At 50.7% G+C, this 22,572-nt stretch carries 17 protein-coding genes; 12 read left to right on the top strand and 5 right to left on the bottom strand.

Annotated features, from left to right (window positions below):
* Positions 1-55 precede the first annotated feature (55 nt).
* Complete coding sequence (locus P2W70_RS04170) at positions 56-1,645, top strand: endo-1,3-alpha-glucanase family glycosylhydrolase (RefSeq protein WP_276480163.1); 1,590 nt, start codon at positions 56-58, stop codon at positions 1,643-1,645.
* Positions 1,646-1,669: 24 nt separating this feature from the next.
* A complete protein-coding gene (locus P2W70_RS04175; RefSeq protein WP_276480164.1) occupies positions 1,670-3,829 on the top strand; it encodes a glycoside hydrolase family 97 protein in 2,160 nt (719 codons plus the stop codon).
* Positions 3,830-4,060: 231 nt separating this feature from the next.
* Here the strand turns inward: P2W70_RS04175 and P2W70_RS04180 are convergent, their stop codons facing one another.
* Together P2W70_RS04180 and P2W70_RS04185 are read right to left on the bottom strand one after the other, a co-directional pair.
* The gene (locus P2W70_RS04180) at positions 4,061-4,780 is read right to left on the bottom strand and encodes an ATP-grasp domain-containing protein (RefSeq protein ID WP_276480165.1); all 720 of its coding nucleotides are present in this window, start codon (positions 4,778-4,780) and stop codon (positions 4,061-4,063) included.
* A gap of 91 nt (positions 4,781-4,871) precedes the next feature.
* Positions 4,872-5,135, bottom strand: coding sequence for a hypothetical protein (locus P2W70_RS04185; protein WP_276480166.1), 264 nt, complete (start codon positions 5,133-5,135; stop codon positions 4,872-4,874).
* A gap of 616 nt (positions 5,136-5,751) precedes the next feature.
* Here P2W70_RS04185 and P2W70_RS04190 point away from each other — a divergent pair.
* The 4 genes from P2W70_RS04190 (at position 5,752) to P2W70_RS04205 (ending at position 12,506) form a co-directional block, all read left to right on the top strand.
* The gene (locus P2W70_RS04190) at positions 5,752-6,090 is read left to right on the top strand and encodes a cupin domain-containing protein (RefSeq protein WP_276480167.1); all 339 of its coding nucleotides are present in this window, start codon (positions 5,752-5,754) and stop codon (positions 6,088-6,090) included.
* A 180-nt stretch (positions 6,091-6,270) separates the two neighbouring features.
* On the top strand, positions 6,271-7,101 hold the full coding sequence (locus P2W70_RS04195; RefSeq protein WP_276480168.1) for a helix-turn-helix domain-containing protein: 831 nt from the start codon (positions 6,271-6,273) through the stop codon (positions 7,099-7,101).
* A gap of 244 nt (positions 7,102-7,345) precedes the next feature.
* Positions 7,346-10,000 (top strand): DUF6055 domain-containing protein, encoded by a 2,655-nt coding sequence (locus P2W70_RS04200; protein ID WP_276480169.1) that lies wholly within the window; start codon positions 7,346-7,348, stop codon positions 9,998-10,000.
* Positions 10,001-10,103: 103 nt separating this feature from the next.
* The gene (locus tag P2W70_RS04205; RefSeq protein ID WP_276480170.1) at positions 10,104-12,506 is read left to right on the top strand and encodes a glycoside hydrolase family 127 protein; all 2,403 of its coding nucleotides are present in this window, start codon (positions 10,104-10,106) and stop codon (positions 12,504-12,506) included.
* Between the two features lie 173 nt (positions 12,507-12,679).
* On the opposite strand, the gene P2W70_RS04210 is transcribed toward P2W70_RS04205, so the two are convergent.
* On the bottom strand, positions 12,680-12,988 hold the full coding sequence (locus tag P2W70_RS04210; RefSeq protein WP_338119805.1) for an ABC transporter permease: 309 nt from the start codon (positions 12,986-12,988) through the stop codon (positions 12,680-12,682).
* A 15-nt stretch (positions 12,989-13,003) separates the two neighbouring features.
* Positions 13,004-13,687: an ABC transporter permease gene (locus P2W70_RS04215; protein ID WP_276480171.1), complete on the bottom strand. Its 684-nt coding sequence runs from the start codon at positions 13,685-13,687 to the stop codon at positions 13,004-13,006.
* Positions 13,688-13,867: 180 nt separating this feature from the next.
* Here P2W70_RS04215 and P2W70_RS04220 point away from each other — a divergent pair, with 180 nt between their 5' ends.
* The 6 genes from P2W70_RS04220 (at position 13,868) to P2W70_RS04245 (ending at position 20,909) form a co-directional block, all read left to right on the top strand.
* A complete protein-coding gene (locus P2W70_RS04220) occupies positions 13,868-15,586 on the top strand; it encodes a S41 family peptidase (protein WP_276480172.1) in 1,719 nt (572 codons plus the stop codon).
* A 95-nt stretch (positions 15,587-15,681) separates the two neighbouring features.
* Positions 15,682-17,079 carry a putative oxidoreductase C-terminal domain-containing protein gene (locus P2W70_RS04225; RefSeq protein WP_276480173.1) on the top strand — a complete coding sequence of 466 codons (1,398 nt, stop codon included), beginning with the start codon at positions 15,682-15,684 and terminating at the stop codon, positions 17,077-17,079.
* Positions 17,080-17,397: 318 nt separating this feature from the next.
* Complete coding sequence (locus P2W70_RS04230) at positions 17,398-17,973, top strand: porin family protein (protein WP_276480174.1); 576 nt, start codon at positions 17,398-17,400, stop codon at positions 17,971-17,973.
* 149 nt (positions 17,974-18,122) lie between these two features.
* Positions 18,123-18,800 carry a DUF2306 domain-containing protein gene (locus tag P2W70_RS04235; RefSeq protein WP_276480175.1) on the top strand — a complete coding sequence of 226 codons (678 nt, stop codon included), beginning with the start codon at positions 18,123-18,125 and terminating at the stop codon, positions 18,798-18,800.
* 422 nt (positions 18,801-19,222) lie between these two features.
* Positions 19,223-19,756, top strand: coding sequence for a hypothetical protein (locus P2W70_RS04240; protein ID WP_276480176.1), 534 nt, complete (start codon positions 19,223-19,225; stop codon positions 19,754-19,756).
* A gap of 142 nt (positions 19,757-19,898) precedes the next feature.
* Positions 19,899-20,909: a hypothetical protein gene (locus tag P2W70_RS04245; RefSeq protein ID WP_276480177.1), complete on the top strand. Its 1,011-nt coding sequence runs from the start codon at positions 19,899-19,901 to the stop codon at positions 20,907-20,909.
* Positions 20,910-20,967: 58 nt separating this feature from the next.
* Here the strand turns inward: P2W70_RS04245 and P2W70_RS04250 are convergent, their stop codons facing one another.
* Positions 20,968-22,554, bottom strand: coding sequence for a SusD/RagB family nutrient-binding outer membrane lipoprotein (locus P2W70_RS04250; protein WP_276480178.1), 1,587 nt, complete (start codon positions 22,552-22,554; stop codon positions 20,968-20,970).
* Between the last annotated feature and the right edge of the window lie 18 nt (positions 22,555-22,572).

Consider the following 22,572-nt stretch of genomic DNA (forward strand, 5'->3'; position numbering starts at 1 on the left):
GTAATGGATACGGTCCGGAGTGATTGATGGGTTACCCATTTATTTACCCAGCCATATGAGGAAGCAACAACACTATTTACGGAGGCTATTCATTGGGTGCATGCTGGTGATCACCTCCATCCACCTGGTGGCCCAGGATGACCTGAAGAACCTGCCCGAACTCAGTTTGCCCATCACCGATAAGAAACTGGTCATTGCACATTGCATGACCAACATCATCCGGTACAAGGGGCACAAGTTTGAAGACAGTTGCGATCCGGAGTATTATGCACCCACCGGCAATATCACGGCATCCCTTGGCGGACTAACCCAGGTGAAAGCGATGTCAGACTCTTTGCTGCAGGACAAAACGCTCGATCAGGCGGTGGCATTTGAAATGCGGACGGCTATTGCGAGCGGCATCGATGGATTTCAGTTTTATTATGTACTGGGCCTGCCCGAATGGGACGAGATCATCAAGGCGTATTTCCGCGTGGCCGATCAGCAACAACTCAATTTCAAACTTACTTTGTGTATCTCACATCCCGGCGGGTCGACGGAAGCCGCTAAGCTGGCGGAGTTGTCCCAACGACTCAACGGCATTTTCGAAGCGGTGGGAAGAAACAATCCGCACTGGCTGCGTACGCCCGATGGCCGACTCATTTTGTATATGTGGTACGGAGAGCAGCTGGCCGATATACCGGCCGATAAACAAGGCTTGCCCGATGCTTATTATATGGCTCGCGCCTATAAGCGGTTGGAAGCAGCTACCGGCGAGCGATTTGCCTGTATGTTGTCCATCAACGAAAAGCCCGGTGCGCAAAAGCTTGACCAATACCTCGATTATTTCCCGGCGGTGTGGATGTGGACGGTCTCTTTCCTCAAAGACTATCCGGGAGAGATGGTGGCAGCGGCCTGCAAACAGCGCAACCGTACTTTCATGGGCTCTGCTTTCAATGACTTTTACACCTCCAAACTATTGAAGCGCGGCACCTGGGATATGTATCATTATGCCAAAGATGCCGTAGCCGCAGGGATCGGGAAAGTGGAACGTAAATACATCACCACCGGCCTTTCCTGGACCTTCCGGCAGATGCTCGAGTTCTCCATCCGCCAGGATGTACCCATTATCAACATCATCACCTGGAATGATTATCCGGAAGGGCATCACCTGGCTCCCGAGATCAACCACAATGATGGTTTTGCCCTTTTGCTGCAGCATTACAAAAGTGCCTGGAAGAAAGCCGCTTCGCCCTTCGCAGGGCAGGACCTGGCCATTGCCTTTTTCAAGAAGTACCGGCATGATGTGAAGCCAAGACCCTATAATATCCCACTGGAGAGCTTTCAGGAAGATGCGCTGACGCGGGCTGCGGAAGACTCCATCGAAGTGGTCACGATCCTGCAGCAGCCCGCTCAACTGACGATCAACAAGACCGCGAGGCAGGTGCCGGCTGGAATGGCCGTTACCCGTATTCCGCTACAAGCGGGCGCCGTGCAGGTGGCCATCCGCCGCGATGGTAAAATCGTGAAGCAGTTTACCGCTCCCGAGCCCATCACCGGCAAACCCCTGCGGACCGACCGGCTCACCTACTCCTGGAGCACGGAAACGGAACGGTACCGCCGCGCCATGCTTGGCGATGCACCTGCTGCGGCCGCCATCGAATAAGCTATTAAACAGCAATACTAATACATGAAACGCTTCAAGACGATCACTTGTTGGCTGCTCATCGCCGGGCTCATTCCCCGGGCCGGTGCGCAGACCACTCAGCCGATAAACGTGACGGTCAATAAGGTAAAACTGACGGTTACGATCGATGCAGCCGGAACGCCCGTTTATGCCGTACACTATGACCAGCAACCCATTATTGCACCTTCGCGTATGGGTTTTTCATTGACGGATGACAGTACTTTTTACAAAGACTTTGAGCTGGTCAATACCAGCCGCCGGTCGGTCGACGAAAGCTGGCAGCCGGTATGGGGTGAGGTGAAAACGATTCGCGACCGGCACGAGGAACTAACGGTAGCCCTCCGGCAGCGGAAAGCGCCAAGCCGACTGCTCAACATCGTTTTCCGGGTTTTTGAAGACGGCGTAGGCTTCCGGTACGAGTTTCCGCGGCAGCCCAACCTCAAATATTTCGTGGTAGCCAATGAATTAACACAATTCAGACTGACAGGCGATCATAAGAGTTTCTGGATTCCGGGAGATTACGATACAAATGAGTATATTTATACAACATCCAATCTAACTGGGATCGATAATGCTGCCATGGTGAGAACGTCTACGGATATTGCCGTCAGGACCGTGCCCGATCAATATGCGGTGCAAACGCCTTTGATGCTCAAAAGCAAGGAAGGGGTGTACATCAATATTCACGAGGCAGCATTGAGTAACTATCCCGCCATGCAGCTGCATGTAGACAGAGCCAATCTCACGCTTTCTTCCAGCCTGGTACCTGATGCAACCGGGAATAAGGCCTACCTCCATGCTCCTTCTCATACGCCCTGGCGTACCGTGATCGTGAGCAACAAAGCAACCGAGGTACTGGCTTCCAAAATGATCCTCAATTTAAACGAGCCCCCAGCTTTTACGAATACATCCTGGATCAAACCGATGAAGTTTGTCGGTGTGTGGTGGGAGATGCAGACAGGGAAAGCCACCTGGAATTACTGCAATTACCCCGATAGCACGGATGCAAAAGGGAAGCTGATCCCCAATAACACGCATGGCGCCAATACGGCCAACGTCAAGAAGTACATAGACTTTGCGGCCACCCATGGTATCGATGCGGTACTGGTAGAAGGATGGAATACCGGTTGGGAAGATTGGTTTGGTAACTGGAAAGAAAACGTGTTCTCCTTCACAACCCCTTATCCGGATTACGATGTGCGCGAAATTACCCGTTACGCGGCTTCCAAAGGGGTGTCTATGATCATGCACAATGAAACCTCCGGTTCGGCAACGGACTACGAGCGTCAACTGGATACGGCCTACCGGTTCATGAACCTGTTTGGATTTCCTTCGGTAAAGACCGGTTATGTAGGCAAGATCATCCCACGTGGCGAGCACCACGATGGACAGTGGATGGTATACCATTACGAGCGGGTAGCCCGCAAGGCAGCCGATCACCAGGTGTCCATCGATGTACACGAGCCGATGCGCCCTACCGGGCAGCACCGTACCTGGCCCAACTGGATGGCCAGCGAGGCAGGCCGGGGCAATGAATACAATGCATTCAGTATAGGCAGTCCGCCCGAGCATGAGACCATTCTGCCGTTTACCCGTATGATGGGTGGGCCGATGGATTTTACGCCCGGCATCTTTAAGATGAAAGGGTATGCTTCCTATGCGCCGGACAGGCAGATGCACAGCACATTGGCGAAGCAGCTGGCCCTGTACGTGACCATTTATAGCCCTGTGCAGATGGCAGCAGATTTGCCGGAAAACTACGAGGCCAAGCCCGATGCCTTTCAGTTCATCAAAGACGTGGCGGTCGATTGGGACGATACGAAGATCATCGAAGCGGAGCCGGGAGATTATATTACGATTGCCCGCAAAGCAAAAGGCAAAGCCGACTGGTATTTGGGAGCGATCACGGATGAGAACGCTAGAACAGCGGTAACACCGCTTGACTTTCTCGACAAAGGGCAAATGTATGTAGCGGTGATCTATGGGGATGCGCCCGATGCCGATTGGAAGAACAATCCCGAAGCGTACCGGATCGAGCGGTGGCTGGTGAACAGCAGCACGGTGCTGAAATTGAAGCAGGCGCCGGGTGGGGGAGCAGCGGTGCAGCTGAAGCCCGCGACAGCCGCTGAATTGAAAACCTTGAAAAAGTATGTGTCAAAATAATTGCATGACCGCAGGGACGTGGAAAAACTATAGGAATAATAATGTGTAAGCTTTTCCGCCCGAACGTTCTCGTTGCTCAGGGCGCGTTCTACGTCCTGCGGTCATAATTTTTTCCAACCCCATCGCACCAAAAGCCGCGCGTATCTTCAGTAGGATGTTCACGCAATGTTTCGTTGATGGCCTTCTCCAGGTCGAGACAAAAATCTAATGTTATTAAATCAATCATGTAGTCTACTCTTTATTAACGGTTGCCTCAATAATACAGTCGATCACATTGGATGCTTTACAGTGATTGAGTCCTGCGCCCCAGCAGGCGTTGAACTCCAATACAAACCAGCCGCGAGTTGAACAATAGGCCAGATCGATGACGACCACCGCCGGTAACTGTTGGCTGTTCTTTTTCAGGAACGCCGCAAGAAATAAACTGGCTTCAGCAAGGTCGGCCTCGCCTTCATACAATGCCAGGTCCTTGATGGTTCCTTCCCGCACATAGCTCCTGGCTTCCGCAACAATATCATCGACTACTTCCGACACCAATACTTCTTCTGTCGACTGCAATCCATTGGTGGCGGCAGCGAATGCTGCGTGGTCTGCGAAAACACCGGCCAGGAATAATTTCGGAATGACTGGCTTGGCAAATACCGGAAAGGAAATATTACCAGCCTCTGCGATTTGGGTTAATGTGATCTTTCTTTTGGTCCATTCCTGGTCGAGCCGGGCAATTAACGTGTCGTCGGGAGAGAGGAGGTCGACATCATAGATCTGCGCCAGTACCAACGCAAAGGTCTGGTTACCATATAGGGCAATCGATCTGCCGGTCAGTTCCTCGTCTCTGATCCAGTATTTGCCCAGTCTTTTCACGGCACCACCGGCAGCTGTCCAGACGGCTAGCACTTCTTCAAATTCGATATCCGTTTTCTCCGGGATGACAAGTATTCTATTGGTGTTCATTATTTCCAGTAATAGATATGTTTAATAGTAGCGAGGTAATACCCCATATGCCCTTTACGAGTCGTATCGACAAGCCCCCGATCGTGATCTCCTATCCCACCAAACCATTGCGGATGGAATCGCTGAGCATGGCCAGCAGGTCGGGTTGCTCATCGATCCAGAAGGCGCCTTCGGGCTCATTGGTCAGCCAGTTGGTGTTATTGATGCTTACATACTCTGCTGGGGCCTGGTCTTGATGATTGTCATGCAAGGTGGGTTTAGGGAAATGATCCGGGTACTCAATATAAGGCATACCCCAGTGCCATCCTACAAGCTGCATGAATTTTTCCCGCCAGATCGCCAGATCATTGTCCAACTGTTTTCCGGTTAAATACACTCCGTATCTGGGGGCTAAGGCTTCTTCAAAGAGCCATTCTGCCCTAATCAGGCCAGTCACTGGCGTGTTTTTAATGCCTGTAAGCGGTCTTTAGCTCCTCTATAGCACCTCCCATCCTAGGGTCATCCTAGGGTTATCCTAGGGTTGTCCTAGGGTATTCCTTGGGTCTTAACCCTGAGATGACCCTGAGAACACCCTGGTAATACCCACACCAGACCCTGGGAAGGGAGGTTTCATCGACTACCTATACCGGCGGAAGAAAAGAGCACCAGGGAGCGCTAGTCCATTCCCGCCAGCTCTGGATAGGTTCCTGGTAAGCAGGGGCGACACACCAACGCACAAGCGCGGATACAGCACCTCTATATAGGGACGCTGTATCTGTGCTGTATCCCCATAAACACATACATTATCAATACATTAGGAGTAGAACGGGCAATCAGGAAAAGCCTAAGCCCATAGTAGTAGTGAAAGGCTGATAATCAATTGTTTAAGCGGCAGAAGCTGATTTGTTCCCGGTAGTTTAGGCGGAATTCTATTTTGCACAACCAGTTAATTGGTGCAATATTGGGTTTCGATCCATTCAATCAACACCATTATGGCGCAAAGCAAGGAGTTTCAGTTTGAGCAGGAAGTACCCTGGGAAGATCTCGGCAATGGCATCCAGCGACAGGTTTTTGGGTACGACGATTCAATCATGCTGGTGAAAGCGAAATTTGAAAAAGGCGCCATTGGCTCCCTGCATGAGCACCACCATGTACAAGTGACTTATGTGGACAGTGGCGTGTTTGAAATGACCATTGGCGATGAAAAAAAGATCATCCGTAAAGGTGATGGCTATTACGTCCCCCCACATGTAATACACGGCTGTGTGTGCCTGGAGCCTGGTATGCTCATCGATGCCTTCAGTCCACTGCGTGAGGATTTTTTAAAATGATCGAAGGCTGTCCCGTTTATCCCGGAATGCTCAAAACGCAGTAAGCTATCTTACCCTAGTAATCAACAAAAGCCACTAATCACCGCAAATAGTGCAGAATTTTCGTTTCCCGGTAGGATGCCTGGTAGAAAAAATGGTACATTGAGTGTGTACCAATCAATGGCAACAACCTGGGATACTATGGCCGGAACTATTTTTCAACCGTTGGATATTGTGACGTATGAAACGGACCAGCCCGGTACCGCAGACCTTGACAAGGATTATGTCGGACTGGTCTTTGTGGAGGCCGGACAGGGAGCGCGCACCTGGAATAATGAAACCATTGCTTTCCAAACCGGCGATCTGTTCATGCACCATCCAGATGCCAACAACTGCATCGTTCCGGAGCCCGGCAGCCGGCTGCATGTGATCAAGTTTCGCCAGTTATTGACCGAAGCAGGCAATCATCCGCATGTATTGTCTTTTACCGAGGAACAATTCCGTAAACTGGAATTTATCCTTTACAGCGGGCAGGAACATCAACCCTCACTCATCCACCTGCAGAGCGATAAAGTGTCCGTCTTTGCCTTGTTCAATGTACTGCTTACCGAAGCCACTCATCGCCGTTCTTACGCAGACAGCAATATTACCCTCTGCGTATTGGCCCTGCTCAACATGGCGGCACGTAATATTCTCGAAAGCAGCTATGTGCAGGCCATGCACCCGCTGGCCATCACCCACGATGTGCTGCACTACATCAACTACCATATTTATGAACCCTGGCGCTTGTCGGTGCAGCACCTGGCAGGTGAGTTCAATATAGAGGTCGCTGCGTTTCCCGATTATTTCCGGCAACAGTATTCCGTACCGCTCGATCAATACATACTCCGCTACAAGATACGGCTGGCCGATACCCGGCTGCGCTACACCAAAATACCACTGGCATCGATTGCGGCCGACCTGCACTTCGACAGTGAAGACGAATTGGTAACCCATTACAAGTCCATTGAAGGCCAATGGCCGCCACGGTAGCTGGCTGATGCAGTTTCCCGCCATTATTGTGTTCCTGCATAAGTGATAACCCGTAGGTATAGTGCACGGTCAATCGAAGCTGGTTCGATCTTGCCAATATGCTATTAAAACAAGCTAAAATGGGTAAACGCTGTACAAGATTGACGTACTACATTTAAGTGTATTGTTGACAATTATGTAATCCGCCCCCGCTATCCTCCCTGTGGCAACTGATCACATCGATTAACCTTAAATACTTGTTCGTATGAGAAAAGCCTTACTCACAGCCTGCTGTGTGTTGAGTACTATTGTATTGCTCGCACAGAAAGCAATTTTTATTCCCTCCGAGTTCAGCAGCGCACCGCTCAACACCTGGTCTTACAGCAAATCCTATCAGTCGGCCAATTTCATTATTTTCTGGGGCAATGTGGTGGGTACCAATCCTGCTACCTATTCCGATGCCAACCTGCGATTCACCCCACAATCAGTGGCCGATACCCTGGAGAAGATCTACACCAAATTTGTGACCCAACTGCAGTTTTGTTCCGATGCGGCCACCAAGAAGCTGGGACAATATAAACTCATTGTGGTGATGAACGATACCTGGGGCAGTGGCGGCCCTTCTGGCTGGGCCTTTGGCGGCTCCTATGGCAACACCATCGGCGCCATGTGGGTACATCCCAATGCAACCCGCGACGGTTCGGTGATCAGTCATGAACTCACCCATTCCCTGCAGGGCATGATCAGCATCCAGGAAAACACCGTAGGTGGTGGCTACCAGGGCTGGGAGCCGGCTGGTTTTTTCTGGGAAGCACATGCCAATTACATGCGTACGCAGATGTATACCCGTTTTGCAGGCGATGACCTGCCCCGCTGGTGGGCTACCCAGCATTTCCACCTGAGCTCTACCCGTCACCACTATGGTACCTTCAAATGGCTGTACCGCATCCAGGATACCGATGGCTTCAACATGATATCCCGCCTCTGGAAAGAATCGGTGGCCAACGAGCATCCCGTGATCACGTACAGGCGCCTCAAGGGTTGGACGCAGACGCAGCTGAACGATTTCATGTTCGATTATGCGAAGCGGGAGGTCACCTACGATTATACCAGCAATGGGGTAGGGGCCATCATGCGGACCGAGTACAACCGGGTGAAAGCACAGGAACCCCGGTACCTCTGGCGCCGCTTCACCATCCTGAAGCAAATCAATGCCGCCAACGGCCGGTATGTGGTGCCGGATGCCTTTGCGCCGCAGGATTACGGATACAATATCATTCCGCTGCATACCTCCTGCAGCACCCGCAATGTGACGGTGAAGTTCAAAGGACATCCCGAAGTGAATGCCACCGCCGGATGGCGCTATGGTTTCGTTGCCGTGAAAGCAGACGGTACCGTATCCCGTTACAGCACGGTCAGTAACGCCAACGAAAGCCAGGTCAGCTTTCAGCTGAACACCGATGAAACGGAGCTGTATTTCGTCGTGCTGGGCGCACCCACCACCCATACGTCCTACGTATGGGAACCTGGCTGGCCCAAGATTAAACGCTATCCCTACGAACTGCGAATCGCCAATGCAGTGCCCGAAGGATACCAGGCCAATTTCAGGTCGCAGTACAAAACCAGCGGTGCCCCGCACAGCAACGGTGGTGGCTGGGTAGCCAGCACGGCCACAGTAGCCTCCACGGCTTATGTAGGTCCGCAGGCGATTGTGCTGGGAAGCTCGAATATCTCGGGTACTGCCCGCGTGGAAGGCACGGCCTGGGTGCAAAATGCCACCCTGCAAAACAGTGTGGTGGTGAGCGGTAACGCCAACATCTTCGGCGGTACTTACTCCGGTACCGTGCAGGTGACTGATAACGCAGTATTAAATTCCTGCAGCATGTCGGGCAATGCACAAGCCAAAGGCAATGCGCTCAACTGGAATGCCACCTTTGGCAACAATGTGATCGTGGGCGGTGATGTAGAGATGGGCAGCTGTAGTACGGCGGGCGTATACCTGCAGGTGCCACATGGCAACAATGGGCGGGCTGCCTGCGATGGCAAAGGTGCCAGCGACGCTTCGAACGTAGATGTCAATACCGCCTATACTCAATTTACGGATGTACAGATGGCCTTTACCGGCACTGTTACCTGTTCGGGTGGTACGGGGTCTACGCCACCCATTGCCGGCAATACCTATCGCATCATAGCACGGCACAGTAGCAAGAGCTTCTGTATCCGGAATATCTCCACGGCAGATGCGGCAAGGTTGATACAATATACTTACCAGAGCGGCACGCACCAGCAGTTTAAAGTAGAGGCTTCCGGTACCTATTATCGTCTTACACCGATGCATGTGACCACCAAGGCGCTCGACGTCAACAGCAACTCGACGGCCGACGGTGCCAATATCATTCAATATGCCTGGTCGGGTGCCAATAACCAGCAATGGAGTTTTGTAGATGTCGGCGGTGGCTATTTCCAGATACAGTCCAGGTCGAGTGGTAAGTGTATGGGGGTAGATGGCAGCAGTGTGTCCGATGATGCCGAGTTGAAGCAGTACACCTGCAACACGAGCGCGCAGAACCAGCACTTCACTTTCGAGCAGGTGACTGGTACCTTGATGCTGACAGGCGACGGCACCAGTACGGCTACCATTACCGGCGATATCGCCTCCGCGCAACGGCCTTCTCTCCTGGTTTATCCCAATCCCGTACGAACTGCCTTTACAGTCAAGCTGGATGGGTTTGACAATGACCGCTCGCTGACCCTGTCGATATTCGATGTATCCCTGGGCCGTGAATTGTACCGGCAACAGGTGGCCAATAAGAAGCTGGTGACCTTGGATGCGCGTACCCTGCATTTGCCAGCCGGTACGTATGTGTTGAAAGTGACAGGTGATCAGCAGACGTTGACACGTAAGATCGTAGTTGACTGATAATGTCTCACTATTTACTGATTTTAACCTATACAGGCTGTCGGGTGACCGGCAGCCTTTGTTATTGATTAATTGTTAAATTGCCACTTATAAGTTTACGCACATGATAAAGAAAAGAACGAGCCATAGCACCTTGCTTCCCGCAGCGCTGCTGGCACTTGCTTTGCCAGTGGCCGCACAACACACCGACTATCCGATACAGCCGGTTGATTTTACCCATGTACACCTCACCGATCACTTCTGGGCGCCCAAGATACAGGTCAACGCCGATGTAACGATTCCCTATACGCTGGAGCAATGCCGGCGCACCGGGCGTATCGATAATTTCCTGAAAGCAGCGGGCAAGTTGCCGGCCGATAAATACACCGAATATCCCTTCGACGATACGGATATCTATAAAGTCATTGAAGGCGCCTCTTACGGGTTGCAGATGCAGAAGAACCCTAAGATGGAATTGTACCTCGATACCCTCATCCAGATCATTGCGGAAGCACAGGAACCGGATGGCTACCTCTATACCTTCCGCACCATGAAGGCTGCCAAACCGCACGAATGGCTGGGTAGTAAACGATATGAAAAAGAGGAAGACCTTAGCCACGAGTTGTACAATGCCGGTCACCTGTACGAAGCAGCAGTGGCCCACTACGTAGCTACCGGAAAAAAGAACCTGCTGAATATCGCCACCAAAAATGCCGACCTGCTGGTAAAGGATTTTGGATATGGCAAAGAAGAGAAATCACCCGGCCACCAGGTGGTTGAGATTGGCCTTGCCAAACTGTACCGCGTTACCGGCAAAAAAGAATACCTCGACCTGGCCAAGTTCTTCCTGGATATCCGTGGACCCAAGGGCACCGAATACAGTCAGGCCAATAAAAAAGTAGTGGATCAAAAAGAGGCCGTTGGTCATGCCGTACGCGCTACTTACATGTACACGGGTATGGCAGATATTGCTGCACTTACCGGCAACGAACCTTACCTTAGGGCTATTGATGCCATCTGGCACGATGTGGTAGAAAGAAAGCTGTACATCACCGGGGGTATAGGTGCAACGGGTGCTGGTGAAGCGTTTGGCGCTCCTTACCAATTGCCCAATATGTCGGCCTATGCGGAAACCTGTGCGGCGATTGCCAATGTATATTGGAACAACCGGATGTTCATGCTGCACGGCGATGCCAAATACATCGATGTACTCGAGCGTATCCTGTACAATGGCGTATTGTCGGGCGTATCGATCAGCGGCGACCGGTTCTTTTATCCCAACCCGTTGGCTTCGATGGGGCAGCACCAGCGCAGTGCCTGGTTTGGTTGTGCCTGTTGTATCTCCAACATGACGCGTTTCCTGCCTTCCATGCCCGGTTATATGTATGCACAAAACAAGAACAACCTGTATGTAAACTTATTTGCCGGCGGTACGGTAGACGTGACGTTGCCAGCCACACGGGTAAAGCTGGAGCAGCAAACGGAGTATCCCTGGGAGGGGAAAGTGAAGCTGGTGGTAAGCCCGGAGAAAGCGGCCGCGTTTGCGCTGCAGGTACGGATACCTGGCTGGTCGCAGGCAGATATCGTACCAGGGGAGCTGTACAGTACACCGGCCGCAGCAAAGCCATTGGCGATGACGTTGAACGGCAAGCCGTTGAAATACGAATTGGTGAAAGGTTATGCGGTGATCAACCGTACCTGGAAGAAAGGGGATGCTATTGCTTTTGAGTTGCCGATGGATATTCAGCGTATCTATGCCAAAGATTCCGTGAAAGATGACCGCAACCGTTTTGCTTTGCAACGTGGCCCCATGCTATATTGCCTCGAAGGCCCCGACAACAAAGACAGTGCAGTACAGAATATTGTGGTTGATAAGAACGCTGCCATACAAGCTGTTGAAAAGCCTACGCTGCTGAATGGTGTTACCGTGCTGCAGATGCAGGGATCTTCTACCAAACGGCAACTGAATTCCGACGAGCTGATCAAGGCCGAGCAAACCGTCACTGCGATCCCTTATTACACCTGGGCCAACCGCGGACCGTCAGATATGGTGGTATGGATTCCCTACGAGGCCTCCGCTGCCAAGCCTAAGCCCGCACCGACGATTGCATCTAAGAGCAAGGTGACAGCTTCCATTGCCAATGCCCGCATGTACAAAGCGCTGAACGATCAATACGATCCGGAAGATTCGCAGGATCACAATGCACCTTACCTGCATTGGTGGCCCAAGAAAAATACCCAGGAGTGGGTACAGTACGATTTTGACCAGGAATACACCGTATCCGAGTCGAAAGTATATTGGTTTGATGACGGTCCCTGGGGTGGTTGCCGCATACCTGCTTCCTGGAAACTGTATTATAAGAAAGGCACAGAATGGGTGCCGGTAACAGTAACCGGCAATTACGAAACGGCCAAGGACAAATACAATACCGTTCGTTTTGAACCGGTAAAAACGACTGCCCTTAAAATAGAAGTGCAGTTGCCCGTAGAACATGCTACCGGCATTCATGAATGGATGGTGAAATAACAGGTTGTTTAATTTATCGCTATAAAAGCAAAACCCCATGGCACGCCATGGGGTTTTGCTTTTATGTGTTACCGGATTTTCAACAGCCGGGCGTTTATATATCCATGCGATGAAGCTTGAATGAGGAGCGTAGCGTATTGAAAGTTTAGAGCTCGGGCATTGCCTGCTGGCACTCATTCGTTGCGCAAGGCAACGACCGGGTTGGCCAATGCTGCGCGGATCACCTGTTGCGCAATCACCAGTAACGCAGTGATCAATACAAACAAGACCGGCAACAGGAATATCCACCAGCTGAGGCTGATGTGATAGGCGTAATTGTTCAGCCATTCTTGCATGGCGATGCCTGCCAGTGGCAACCCAATGAGGGAGGCGATCAGGATAAGCCGTATAGAGTCTTGTGTCAATAGCGAGAGTAATTGCTGCAGTGTGGCACCTAGCACCTTTCGAATACCGATCTCTTTGGTACGCTGAATGGCGATCAGGGAAACGAGGCCGTACTAGCCCAGGCAGGAGATAGCAATCGCCAGCAGGGTGAAGAAGCTGAACAACTGCATAGTGCCCCGGTCCCTGCCGTATTGCTCACGGTAGTTCTCATCCAGGAACGCGTAGTCAAAAATAGTATCGGGATAATGCTGCTTCCAGAGGCCGGCTACAGCCGGTATATCCTTTGGTTTCACTTTAACGATCACCGTTTGTACCGGTTGCCGGTAATAGATCAGCACCAACGGTTCTACGGCATTGTGCATGGATTTATAATGAAAGTCGCGCACGACGCCCAGGATGGGACCTTTCCGGTCGAAGCCTTCAATGGTTTGTCCCAGGCCCTGCTTCCACCCCATCGATCGTACAAAAGCTTCGTTGACGATGAAGCCCGACTGCCGGTCTGTGACGAGGCTGTCGGACAAATTACGTCCTTCTACCAATGGAATGTGCAGCATGGGCACGAAGTTCTTGTCGATGTAAAAGTAATTGCACATCAACTCCCGCTTCTTATTGCCGCTGTAGGCAAATGTGGTACCGGCTGTGAGGTCATCTACATTGACGCTGGAACCTACCGAGTATTGCTGCACGGCCGATTGCTGGCGAAGGGATGTTACAAAAGATTCCAGGTTGCGTTGTGCTTCGTCATCAGTGGGTAGTCGAGAGGGTATTCGGCAAGTCCGCCTCCACCTAACCTTCACCCGTTTATTGGTTTGCTCGTGACAGCTGCTGCAAGTGACGCTTGCCGCATGTCCGGCCGACTGGCGATTCGATGGTGTTCGTCACGGGCAAAGCCAGCTTGGTATAACGTTTTTCCGGTACTCCCCCGCAGGAGTTACGTTTACGCCAGCAATACTTTTTACACCATCAAACTTCCACCTATGGTTCGTTTACTCACTACCCTGTTCGTTTTGGGAATAACCAGCGTTGTAGCCCAAACTGGTGGCGCTGGCGCGGGTACAGCGCAGGTACAACCTGATACATCGATCAACCACCAGGAGGTCGATCGCCTATACTTGTTGGGCAAGGTCTGGGGATTGCTCAAATACCATCATCCCGCCATTACGCGCGATAAATATGATTGGGACAAGGAATTGATCGGTTTCTTACCCGGCTACCGGCCAACAGGCAAGCGCAGTAGTCATGATTCGTTGCTGGCCTGGGTCAACAGGTTGGGCCCTATAGAGGCATGCGATACCTGCATGGATCACAGGCCCGGCAATGTAGCCTTGCAGGGGGAGGTGTCATGGATCGGCCGATCAGGTTTTCCGAAAGCGCTGAGGCAACAACTGATCGCCATCCGGCAACAACGGGTGCGGGGCAACCAACACTATGTACGATTCATCACTGAAGACGATATACATGTAGCAGCTTTCGATCATGAAAACGCCTACGGTAGCATGAGCTATCCATCGGTGGCCTACCGCCTGCTGGCGCTTTTTCGGTACTGGAATATTATTGAATACTATTACCCGTACAAGTATGACCTGGGCCAATCCTGGGATACCGTATTGAAGCAATTCATACCGCAGTTTGTAGCTGCCAGGAATGCCAACGAGTATGCTGCGGTGGTCCGTCAGTTGATCGCCACCATACACGATAGTCATGCAGTGGTGCAGGCCAGGATCATCACAGAAGAGCAGGGGAGTTATGTGATGCCCATTTGGCTGAAGTTCATCGAGGGCAAGGCAGTAGTGATCGACAGAACACTGGATTCGTTGGCCAGCCTGTCCGGTATACGCAGAGGAGATATAATTGACAGCATCGATGGGGTGTCGGTGACACAGCTGGTAGCGCGGAACCGGCCTTTGATTTCGGCATCCAACGACGCAAGCTATCTTAATTTATTGCGATACTCCCTCATCAGGAGCCGGCAGGATCGATCGGTGCTGGTGGTAGAAAGAGGTGGAACGCAGCTGTCTCTGACAACCTATAACCAGTACACCCGTACTTCGCCCAACATGAGGCCCGGCACGTTTGAGTATGAACGGGATTCTGTTTTGTGCCGCATCAATGACAGCATCGGCTATGTGAATCTAGGTAATTTTCAACGTAAGGATAGTACGCGACTACGGGCATTAGTAAGCAGTGTGCACAGCTTGATCATCGACAACCGGCAATATCCCAAAGCGATGTCGGCAGGTGACCTGATTGCAGCTTGTATCTTTTCGAGAGCGGCAGCACCTTTCGTGAAGTTCTCCAGCCCCGATCCCGATTGTCCGGGCCGGTTCCTGTATAGTAAGCCTACGAACATGGGCGCAGCTGGTACAGAAGTCAGGGTGCCCGGGAAGATCGCGATCCTCGTCAATGAAGAAACGCAAAGCTCCACAGAGTTTCAGGCCATGTTGTTCCGGAAAGCGCAGGGAGCTGTACTGATCGGCACGCCCACGGCCGGTGCTGATGGCAATGTGGCACTCATCAACCTGCCGGGAAATATTTATACGTACATCTCAGGTCTTGGTGTGTATTATCCGGATGGCCGGGAAACGCAACGGGTCGGTCTACAGCCGGACATCGTAGTGCGTACAAGCATACAGGCCTTGCGTGATAACCGCGATGAATTGTTGGAGCGGGCTGTTCGGTATGTTGGTGGTGATTAGTGTAGCTTAAACGTTTAAGCGGTTCTATGGGGGCAGCGTATTAAAATCCTGCTAAAAGTTACCGATATGCCCAATGAACGCCTTATTTTTAGCGGATGCAAAACAATAACTTCCATCGTATGGCCTGGGGTGCTGTAGCCCTGATGACGGTCATGCTGCCTGCCTGCCAATCACCGGCTCCTTCGGGTGAAGCGACTGCCGATTCAACAACCGTCAAGCTGATCACCCTTGACCCTGGTCACTTTCATGCAGCCCTTGTGCAAAAGACCAGTAACGCCGATATCGACTCCGTGGTGCATGTATATGCTCCCGCAGGCCCCGAGCTGGAGGCACATCTTGCCCTGATCAAGCAATACAATGAGCGGGCTGAAAATCCTACCCACTGGCAAGAAGAAGTGTATACAGGCGCCGACTACCTCGAAAAAATGATCGCCGATAAGAAAGGAAATGTAGTGGTACTGGCTGGTAATAACCAACAGAAGACGATGTATATCAAAAAGGCGGTTGATGCCGGCTTGAACGTGCTGGGTGATAAGCCCATGGCCATCAATGCTGCCAATTTCGGTTTGCTGGAGCAGGCCTTTGCGGATGCTGCTGCGAAAAAGGTATTGTTGTACGATATCATGACCGAGCGATCCGAGATCACCAATACGCTGCAAAAGGAACTGGCTCATCTGCCTGCTGTTTTTGGTGAGCAACAGACCGGCACCGACAAAGAGCCCGGTGTGGTGATTGAAAGTGTGCACTATTTTTACAAGTTCGTTTCGGGCAAAGCGCTTACGCGTCCTACCTGGTTCTTCGATCCTGCGCAACAGGGAGAAGCGATTGCCGATGTGGGTACCCACCTGATCGACCTGGTACAATGGGCGTGTTTCCCCGAAGTGGTGTTGGATTATAAGAAAGACATCGACGTAAAAAGTGCGCGTACCTGGCCTACATCCGTCACCTTGTCGCAGTTTACAGCGGTAACGAAGAAGGATAGTTTCCCGGATTTCCTGCGTAGCTACGTAGTAAAGGACTCGATATTGCAAACACACGCCAATGGAGAAGTGAAATACACCCTGAAGGGCATTCATGTAAAGATGATCGCCCGCTGGGATTACAAGGCTGCTGAAGGTGGCGATACCCATTATTCGTTGCTTCGCGGTTCACTCGCCAATCTGGAGATTCGCCAGGGCGCTGAAGAAAAATACCAGCCAACACTGTATGTAAACCCAGTGAAGAACGATACTGCTTTCGAAAAAAGCCTACAGCAGGCGATCGATGACTTGCAAAGCCGCTATGCCGGTGTAACGAAGGAAAAGACTGCTAAGGGTTGGAAGATTGTGATACCACAATCGTTCAAAACAGGGCATGAAGCTCATTTCGGTGAAGTGATGCAGCGTTACCTGCAATACCTCAAGGCGGGTCAATTGCCTGCCTGGGAAGTGCCCGGTATGCTGGCGAAGTATTATACCGCTACTAAAGCGTTGGAAATAGCCGCGAAAAAATAAGCAACAACATAATTCCTAACGGGATATAACCGGTTGGTGCAAACTAAGTGGTTGTATCCCGTTTTTTTATGCAGCTTGGGTGGGGCGCCCTTTGAAGTGTTAACTAGGTTGGTGAATGATTGTTGGATATATGAATGGTAGGATAGCTATTTCATTAAACATTGATTGGTATTAGACTACACTTGTGATCATTTGAGCATGTTTATGTACAGCCCGAACGGCGACCCCTCCCCGAATAGTTCAGTTCTTTCCCCAGCCTACTCCTATACGGTCACTGGGCATAATTTTCATATGCGTAGTTACCAAAACTCGAAGGTCATGAAAAAATTATTTACCTGTTTAGTGATCGTCCTTGCGTCAATGGGGGCTGCCCGGGCCCAGATCCAGGCCGGCAATGTTATGGTGGGTGCAGATCTTTCCCGTTTCAATCTTAGCCTCGATGACGGTGGTGCATTCAATATGCTGATCAATCCCAAAGCTGCCTGGTTTATTCGCGATGGACTGGCGATCGGTGGTTATCTGACGGTGGGGTTAAGCACTTCAAAAGGAGCCGGCTCCGATCTTTCTTATGGTGTGGGTGGCCTGGCCCGTTACTATATCAATGACGAAAACCTCAATAACCTCATTGGCCGCTCGAGGTTCTTTTTTGAAGGTAATGTTGGTATCGAAGGCGACAATCCCGCCACCGGCGATAACACCAATGGTTTGGGGCTAGGCATCGGACCAGGCTGGGCTTACTTTATCTCTCCCAATATTGGACTGGAAGCATTGTTGAAATACCAGGGTATTGTTGGTTTCGGTAGTAAGCCTACTTCCAGCAACCTGACGCTGGGTATCGGTTTCCAGATCTTCCTGCCCTCTTCCAAGATCAAGAGTACAATCAAGCAGCAATAAGAAAGTATGATAACAGGCCTGCAAAGCCTGCTTATACTTTAACCAAATATTAGATCGATCCGTACCGATCAAAGGCCTGCATGGTGCATATTTGTATGCATCCTGCAGGCCTTTTGGTGTGCAGGTGCCTAACCAGCCAAACTGCCATTATGAATACCCTGGCATTTATTGCCCGCAACTTCATGGTGTATATAGTACTTTGTGCTGCCAGTTTGCTCATGTTGCGACTGGTGATCTCCTATACTTCTTTCCAGGACGATGTTGCTTTCCTGGCCTATAAACAGGAGTATCTGCACAACAGGGTTTGGAAGATTGCTTTTTATGTGCATGTATTTAGCGCCGTGCTCTCGCTGTTGGCTGCCTTCACCCAGTTCTCAAAAGACCTGTTGACCATGAAACCCGCCTTGCACCGGTGGGGAGGTCGTATCTATGCGTGGAATATTCTGGCGATCAATGTACCTGCGGGTTTTATCCTGGCCATCCATGCCAATGGGGGCTGGTCATCCCGGATAGCCTTTATGATCCTGGATATCTGCTGGGCCTGGTTTACTTACAAAGGTGTTACTGCTGCCATCCGGGGCGATATCACTTTACACCGGGCATTCATGATACGCAGTTATGCCTTGACCTTTTCGGCCATCACCCTTCGTTTGTGGAAGAATGTATTGGTAGGCGCTTTACACTACGATCCGCTACTGGCCTACATGATCCAGGCCTGGATCGGGTATGTTCCGAATATGCTCGTGGCAGAATACATCATCTACCGCAGTCGTAAGAAGCAATGGTTAACGTCCCCACTCCAGGTTAATCACAATGAGGTAGAGTGAAATGACCGCCAGGCAAAAGGTGCCGATAAAGGCCAGAATACTGAAGAGGTCTCCGTGGCGATTGCCTTTGGCGGCCAGATGCCTGTTCAGGACATAATAAACGATTACACTGGGTATACAGCAAATGAAGACTATCAAGAGTATCGCTAAGATCATACAAGCTGTTTAAGGGTTGATGATAAAATAGCGGTACGGGACAACACGACGGCTGGCGTCGTTCTATAATATTATTAAATTCCCGACAAGCAACCATGGATGGAGTTGTTAAAACATGGCGTAAGCCGGTAGGAATATTGCATGGTGCACATATGACAAAAAGGGTATTAACGTTTTATTATTAAACCCGGGCTTTTATGCATGGTCATAAGGTTGCACATTTGTAACACATTATAGAAACAAACAACCCGGCTAATTGAATCATTATGAAGTTATTCATTTTTACGGCATTGCCTTTATTGATCCTGGCTTCCTGCAGTACGCCTAAAACTTATTTTACGCAGGCTGTGCGTACAAAGGTTGAGTCGAACACCATACCCGTCACCAAGTTGCAATATTATGTAGACCGGGATGTGGAGTTACGCCGCGAAGTATCGTCGGGTACTACCCAGGTGAGCGCTGGTGTCGTCAAATTTGAGAACGGCAAATATGTCAACATCGTTACGTTGAGGAAAAACACACCGGGTGTTTGTACCCGGGTATATGAAGATAAAATGGACATATCCTTCGAAATGGGGGATGGCCGCTACCTGACCTTTGGCAAACTGAAACGCGACAGCCAGGCGCCTTATACCTTGTATGCCGACAGCTGGAACAGGAACCTGGGAGAGATCAGGTATGATGGAAAAACCTATTATATTCTGCCTGCTGGCGGTGAAGCCAGGCTGATGATCAAGAAAAATGCGTTGAACACCCTGAAGGTCGAAAAACGCGAAATGAAAGGAAGGAAAGTCGAATAGATATACTAATTAATACTTATTTGGCCGCTAATGGGGTTATTGCCTGTTAGCGGCTTTTTATTGTCCTTGTCTTTGGGTAATTTACCTCCGTCGTTTTCGTTAGTGATTTGGCAACACCCTAATCCAAACCCTAAAATCAATTATGAGAATCATATTTGGTTGGAATCACTTTAAGATCAAAACGATTGATCCTTTCGCCGTCGGCTTGTCTCAGCAAGCGCAACCTGGCTACCAGATTGAAATACGCCAGCGCTACTTTCACCTCTTTTGGATACCCTGTTTCTCGCTCGGAAAAAAATGGGCCCTGCGTAAAGATGGTCAGCTGTATGAAATGCCCGAGCCTTACAAATTTGTATTACAGGAAAGAAAAGACCTGGCTGCTAAAACGCCCTGGTATACCTATGCCGGCCCCTTGTTGGCTGCCTCTATATGTTTGTATTTCTATGTCAACGGGAAGGTGGAAGACTACCGGGTCGATCAATATGAGGCCAGGCAGTTCAGTGCCGCGTATACCGACAATGCAGCGAAATTCAGTAAACCTTCCATTGACGATTATTATGTGCTGGACCCGGTAGATGGATACAGTGAGAAATTTGCCAAGGTGACCGGGCTCGACAAAAACAATATTCAGCTTTCTTACATCACCAACAGCGTGTATGCCTCCACGCCTTCGGATATCGCCGCCTTGTTTCTGAAACCAGATACAAAACTCGAGACGGTTACGGTGAGCCGGAACGATTCGGCACACCTGATCTGCAAAAACTATGCGGATCGGTTGCAGTTTGACGGTATTACCCTGCCCGGCGAGAAAAGTAAATACCGGGTAGAGCGCATCGTGCGCCTCGATGGCCCCATCATCGACGAGGCAGGTTTTACGAGCTTCTCGCAGGAAGTCATTAAAACTGAATTGAAGAACACCGGACTGGAAGGCGAACTGGTAGCGGTAGAGAAAGTGGAGGGGGATGTGCAATGGCAACCCCGTGGCGCAATGCCCATCGCTTTGTCATCAAATGACCGTTTTATGCTCGTAGGCTCGGGTAACTATCAAAAGCCTTACAAAGCGCGCCTCGAGTTCAAAACTGGTGAGGGGAAAAAGATCAATTACCTGATGAGTGGGCAAGGACATGAACAGCATATTCAACGCATCAACTAATAGCATAAAAAAGGGAGGCACGAAGCCTCCCTTTTGCTCTTAAGTGCACTTCTACTTCCTATTGTACATCCCAGAATAGTTTATACCCCAGGTTGTCGTTGGCTTGAACTGCTTTATAGTTGGCCGCATTGAACGTGATCTCCGTACCGGGATATACCCAGCGCATCGGCGGCTGCTTTTGCGCGTTGGCATTGTCGGTTTCAAAACTGAAGGTCGGTGCGTCCAGTCTTCTGATCTCTGCCCAGTTCTCATTGGGTTGCACCACGTTGAAGTGGATCCATTTCTGCCGGGCGATTAATTTCAGTTTATCGGCATTGGTCGTGGCATTGTTCCAGTTGACCGCTGTAGCATTGGTATAAGCATTGATCTCTGTGTCGTTGGTCGGTGTGAGCGCACCTGCCGTATTGTCCTGGCTCAGGGAGCGCAGCCAGTAGTAATACTCTATAGACTGTTTGATGCCCCGGTCGTAAGCCGTTTTGGCGGCTGTGTTGTTGTTGGCTTTCAGGTAGTACTCTGCCAATAGAAAACTGACCTCTGCTGCATTGATCATCATGCCGGGGAAATAATGGTTGCGGCTGATGGTAGAGCGGTTGTAAATGGACATCGTACCGCCGGCGATCAACGTGTTTTGCACACCACGGTTAAGCGTGGGGTCCAGCCCATTGTAGGCCCCGGCAGCATTCGCACCTGGCTCAAACATAGCCCGCAGCCGCGGATCCGCATTGGTTTTCATGTGGTCGATCATGACCTTGCCTGCTATATTCCCGTTCCAGTCTTCCAGACCTGTTTGGAACCCTTTGCCGTTGATATCTCCTGTGAGGTTGAATACGTCGATCCTGATGTTATCGGCATTGGCCGCAACGACGGGATACTTAACGGGATCACCAGCGATGGCAGCAATTTCTGCCGTGACCCTGGACTGAAAACTGGCCACACCAGATACGCGTGTCAGCATGCGCAGACGCAGGGAGTTGCAATAGCGCTTCCACGAAGGTATATCGCCACTGTTGATCATGTCCTGGGTTTGGAACTTCTTTTTCAATTCCTCCCGGATCGTAAGCGTGTTCAGCTCATCCGCAAATGCCTTCAGGTCATCCAGCATTTTTGTATAGATGGTGCTGGCGGCATCGTATTTAGCGAAAGCAGCGCTGTAGTTACCGCGGTTCTCGCTGATCTTGCCAGCTTCGGTGAATGGAATATCACCGTGCAGGTCGACCGCCTTTTGCGTCTGGTCATACAGGAATATGGTAGCGGTGACCATATAAATGCGTAGCTCTTTCTTTTCTATGTCGGTGAGCTTGTTGTAGATGTTTTCCAGCTCCCGGTACTGCGCCAGGGTGTAGAAGTAGTCATTCCACCGGTCGTTGATACTGGCTGCGCCCGGTACGTATTGGTTGTCGCCGTTTTCCCATCCCACCGATTGCGTATAGTGTTGCAGCGTGGTACGGAGTATCACAAAATAATTCCAGTAGGTGGGCAGGTTGTACCGGTTGTACGAATAGATGAAACCGGCGTATTGCTTATCCACCGTGGATGTTTGCACCTTGGAAGGATCGGAGTAACTATCGGCGAAGTCCGATTTTGTGCAGGCTGTGAACGTAAGCCCGGTCGCAGCCGCTATGAAAATCAGGAATATCTTTTTCATGTAATGATTTTTAATTGA

Origin of the sequence: Paraflavitalea pollutisoli (assembly GCF_029360705.1) — a bacterium.
Classification (GTDB): domain Bacteria; phylum Bacteroidota; class Bacteroidia; order Chitinophagales; family Chitinophagaceae; genus Paraflavitalea; species Paraflavitalea pollutisoli.

Bases quoted from the DNA above. Each gene is read 5' to 3' on its own strand.
- P2W70_RS04170 (WP_276480163.1), top strand. From the start codon at position 56: ATGAGGAAGCAACAACACTATTTACGGAGGCTATTCATTGGGTGCATG.
- P2W70_RS04175 (WP_276480164.1), top strand. From the start codon at position 1,670: ATGAAACGCTTCAAGACGATCACTTGTTGGCTGCTCATCGCCGGGCTC.
- P2W70_RS04180 (WP_276480165.1), bottom strand. From the start codon at position 4,780: ATGAACACCAATAGAATACTTGTCATCCCGGAGAAAACGGATATCGAA.
- P2W70_RS04190 (WP_276480167.1), top strand. From the start codon at position 5,752: ATGGCGCAAAGCAAGGAGTTTCAGTTTGAGCAGGAAGTACCCTGGGAA.
- P2W70_RS04195 (WP_276480168.1), top strand. From the start codon at position 6,271: ATGGCCGGAACTATTTTTCAACCGTTGGATATTGTGACGTATGAAACG.
- P2W70_RS04200 (WP_276480169.1), top strand. From the start codon at position 7,346: ATGAGAAAAGCCTTACTCACAGCCTGCTGTGTGTTGAGTACTATTGTA.
- P2W70_RS04205 (WP_276480170.1), top strand. From the start codon at position 10,104: ATGATAAAGAAAAGAACGAGCCATAGCACCTTGCTTCCCGCAGCGCTG.
- P2W70_RS04220 (WP_276480172.1), top strand. From the start codon at position 13,868: ATGGTTCGTTTACTCACTACCCTGTTCGTTTTGGGAATAACCAGCGTT.
- P2W70_RS04225 (WP_276480173.1), top strand. From the start codon at position 15,682: ATGCAAAACAATAACTTCCATCGTATGGCCTGGGGTGCTGTAGCCCTG.
- P2W70_RS04230 (WP_276480174.1), top strand. From the start codon at position 17,398: ATGAAAAAATTATTTACCTGTTTAGTGATCGTCCTTGCGTCAATGGGG.
- P2W70_RS04235 (WP_276480175.1), top strand. From the start codon at position 18,123: ATGAATACCCTGGCATTTATTGCCCGCAACTTCATGGTGTATATAGTA.
- P2W70_RS04240 (WP_276480176.1), top strand. From the start codon at position 19,223: ATGAAGTTATTCATTTTTACGGCATTGCCTTTATTGATCCTGGCTTCC.
- P2W70_RS04245 (WP_276480177.1), top strand. From the start codon at position 19,899: ATGAGAATCATATTTGGTTGGAATCACTTTAAGATCAAAACGATTGAT.
- P2W70_RS04250 (WP_276480178.1), bottom strand. From the start codon at position 22,554: ATGAAAAAGATATTCCTGATTTTCATAGCGGCTGCGACCGGGCTTACG.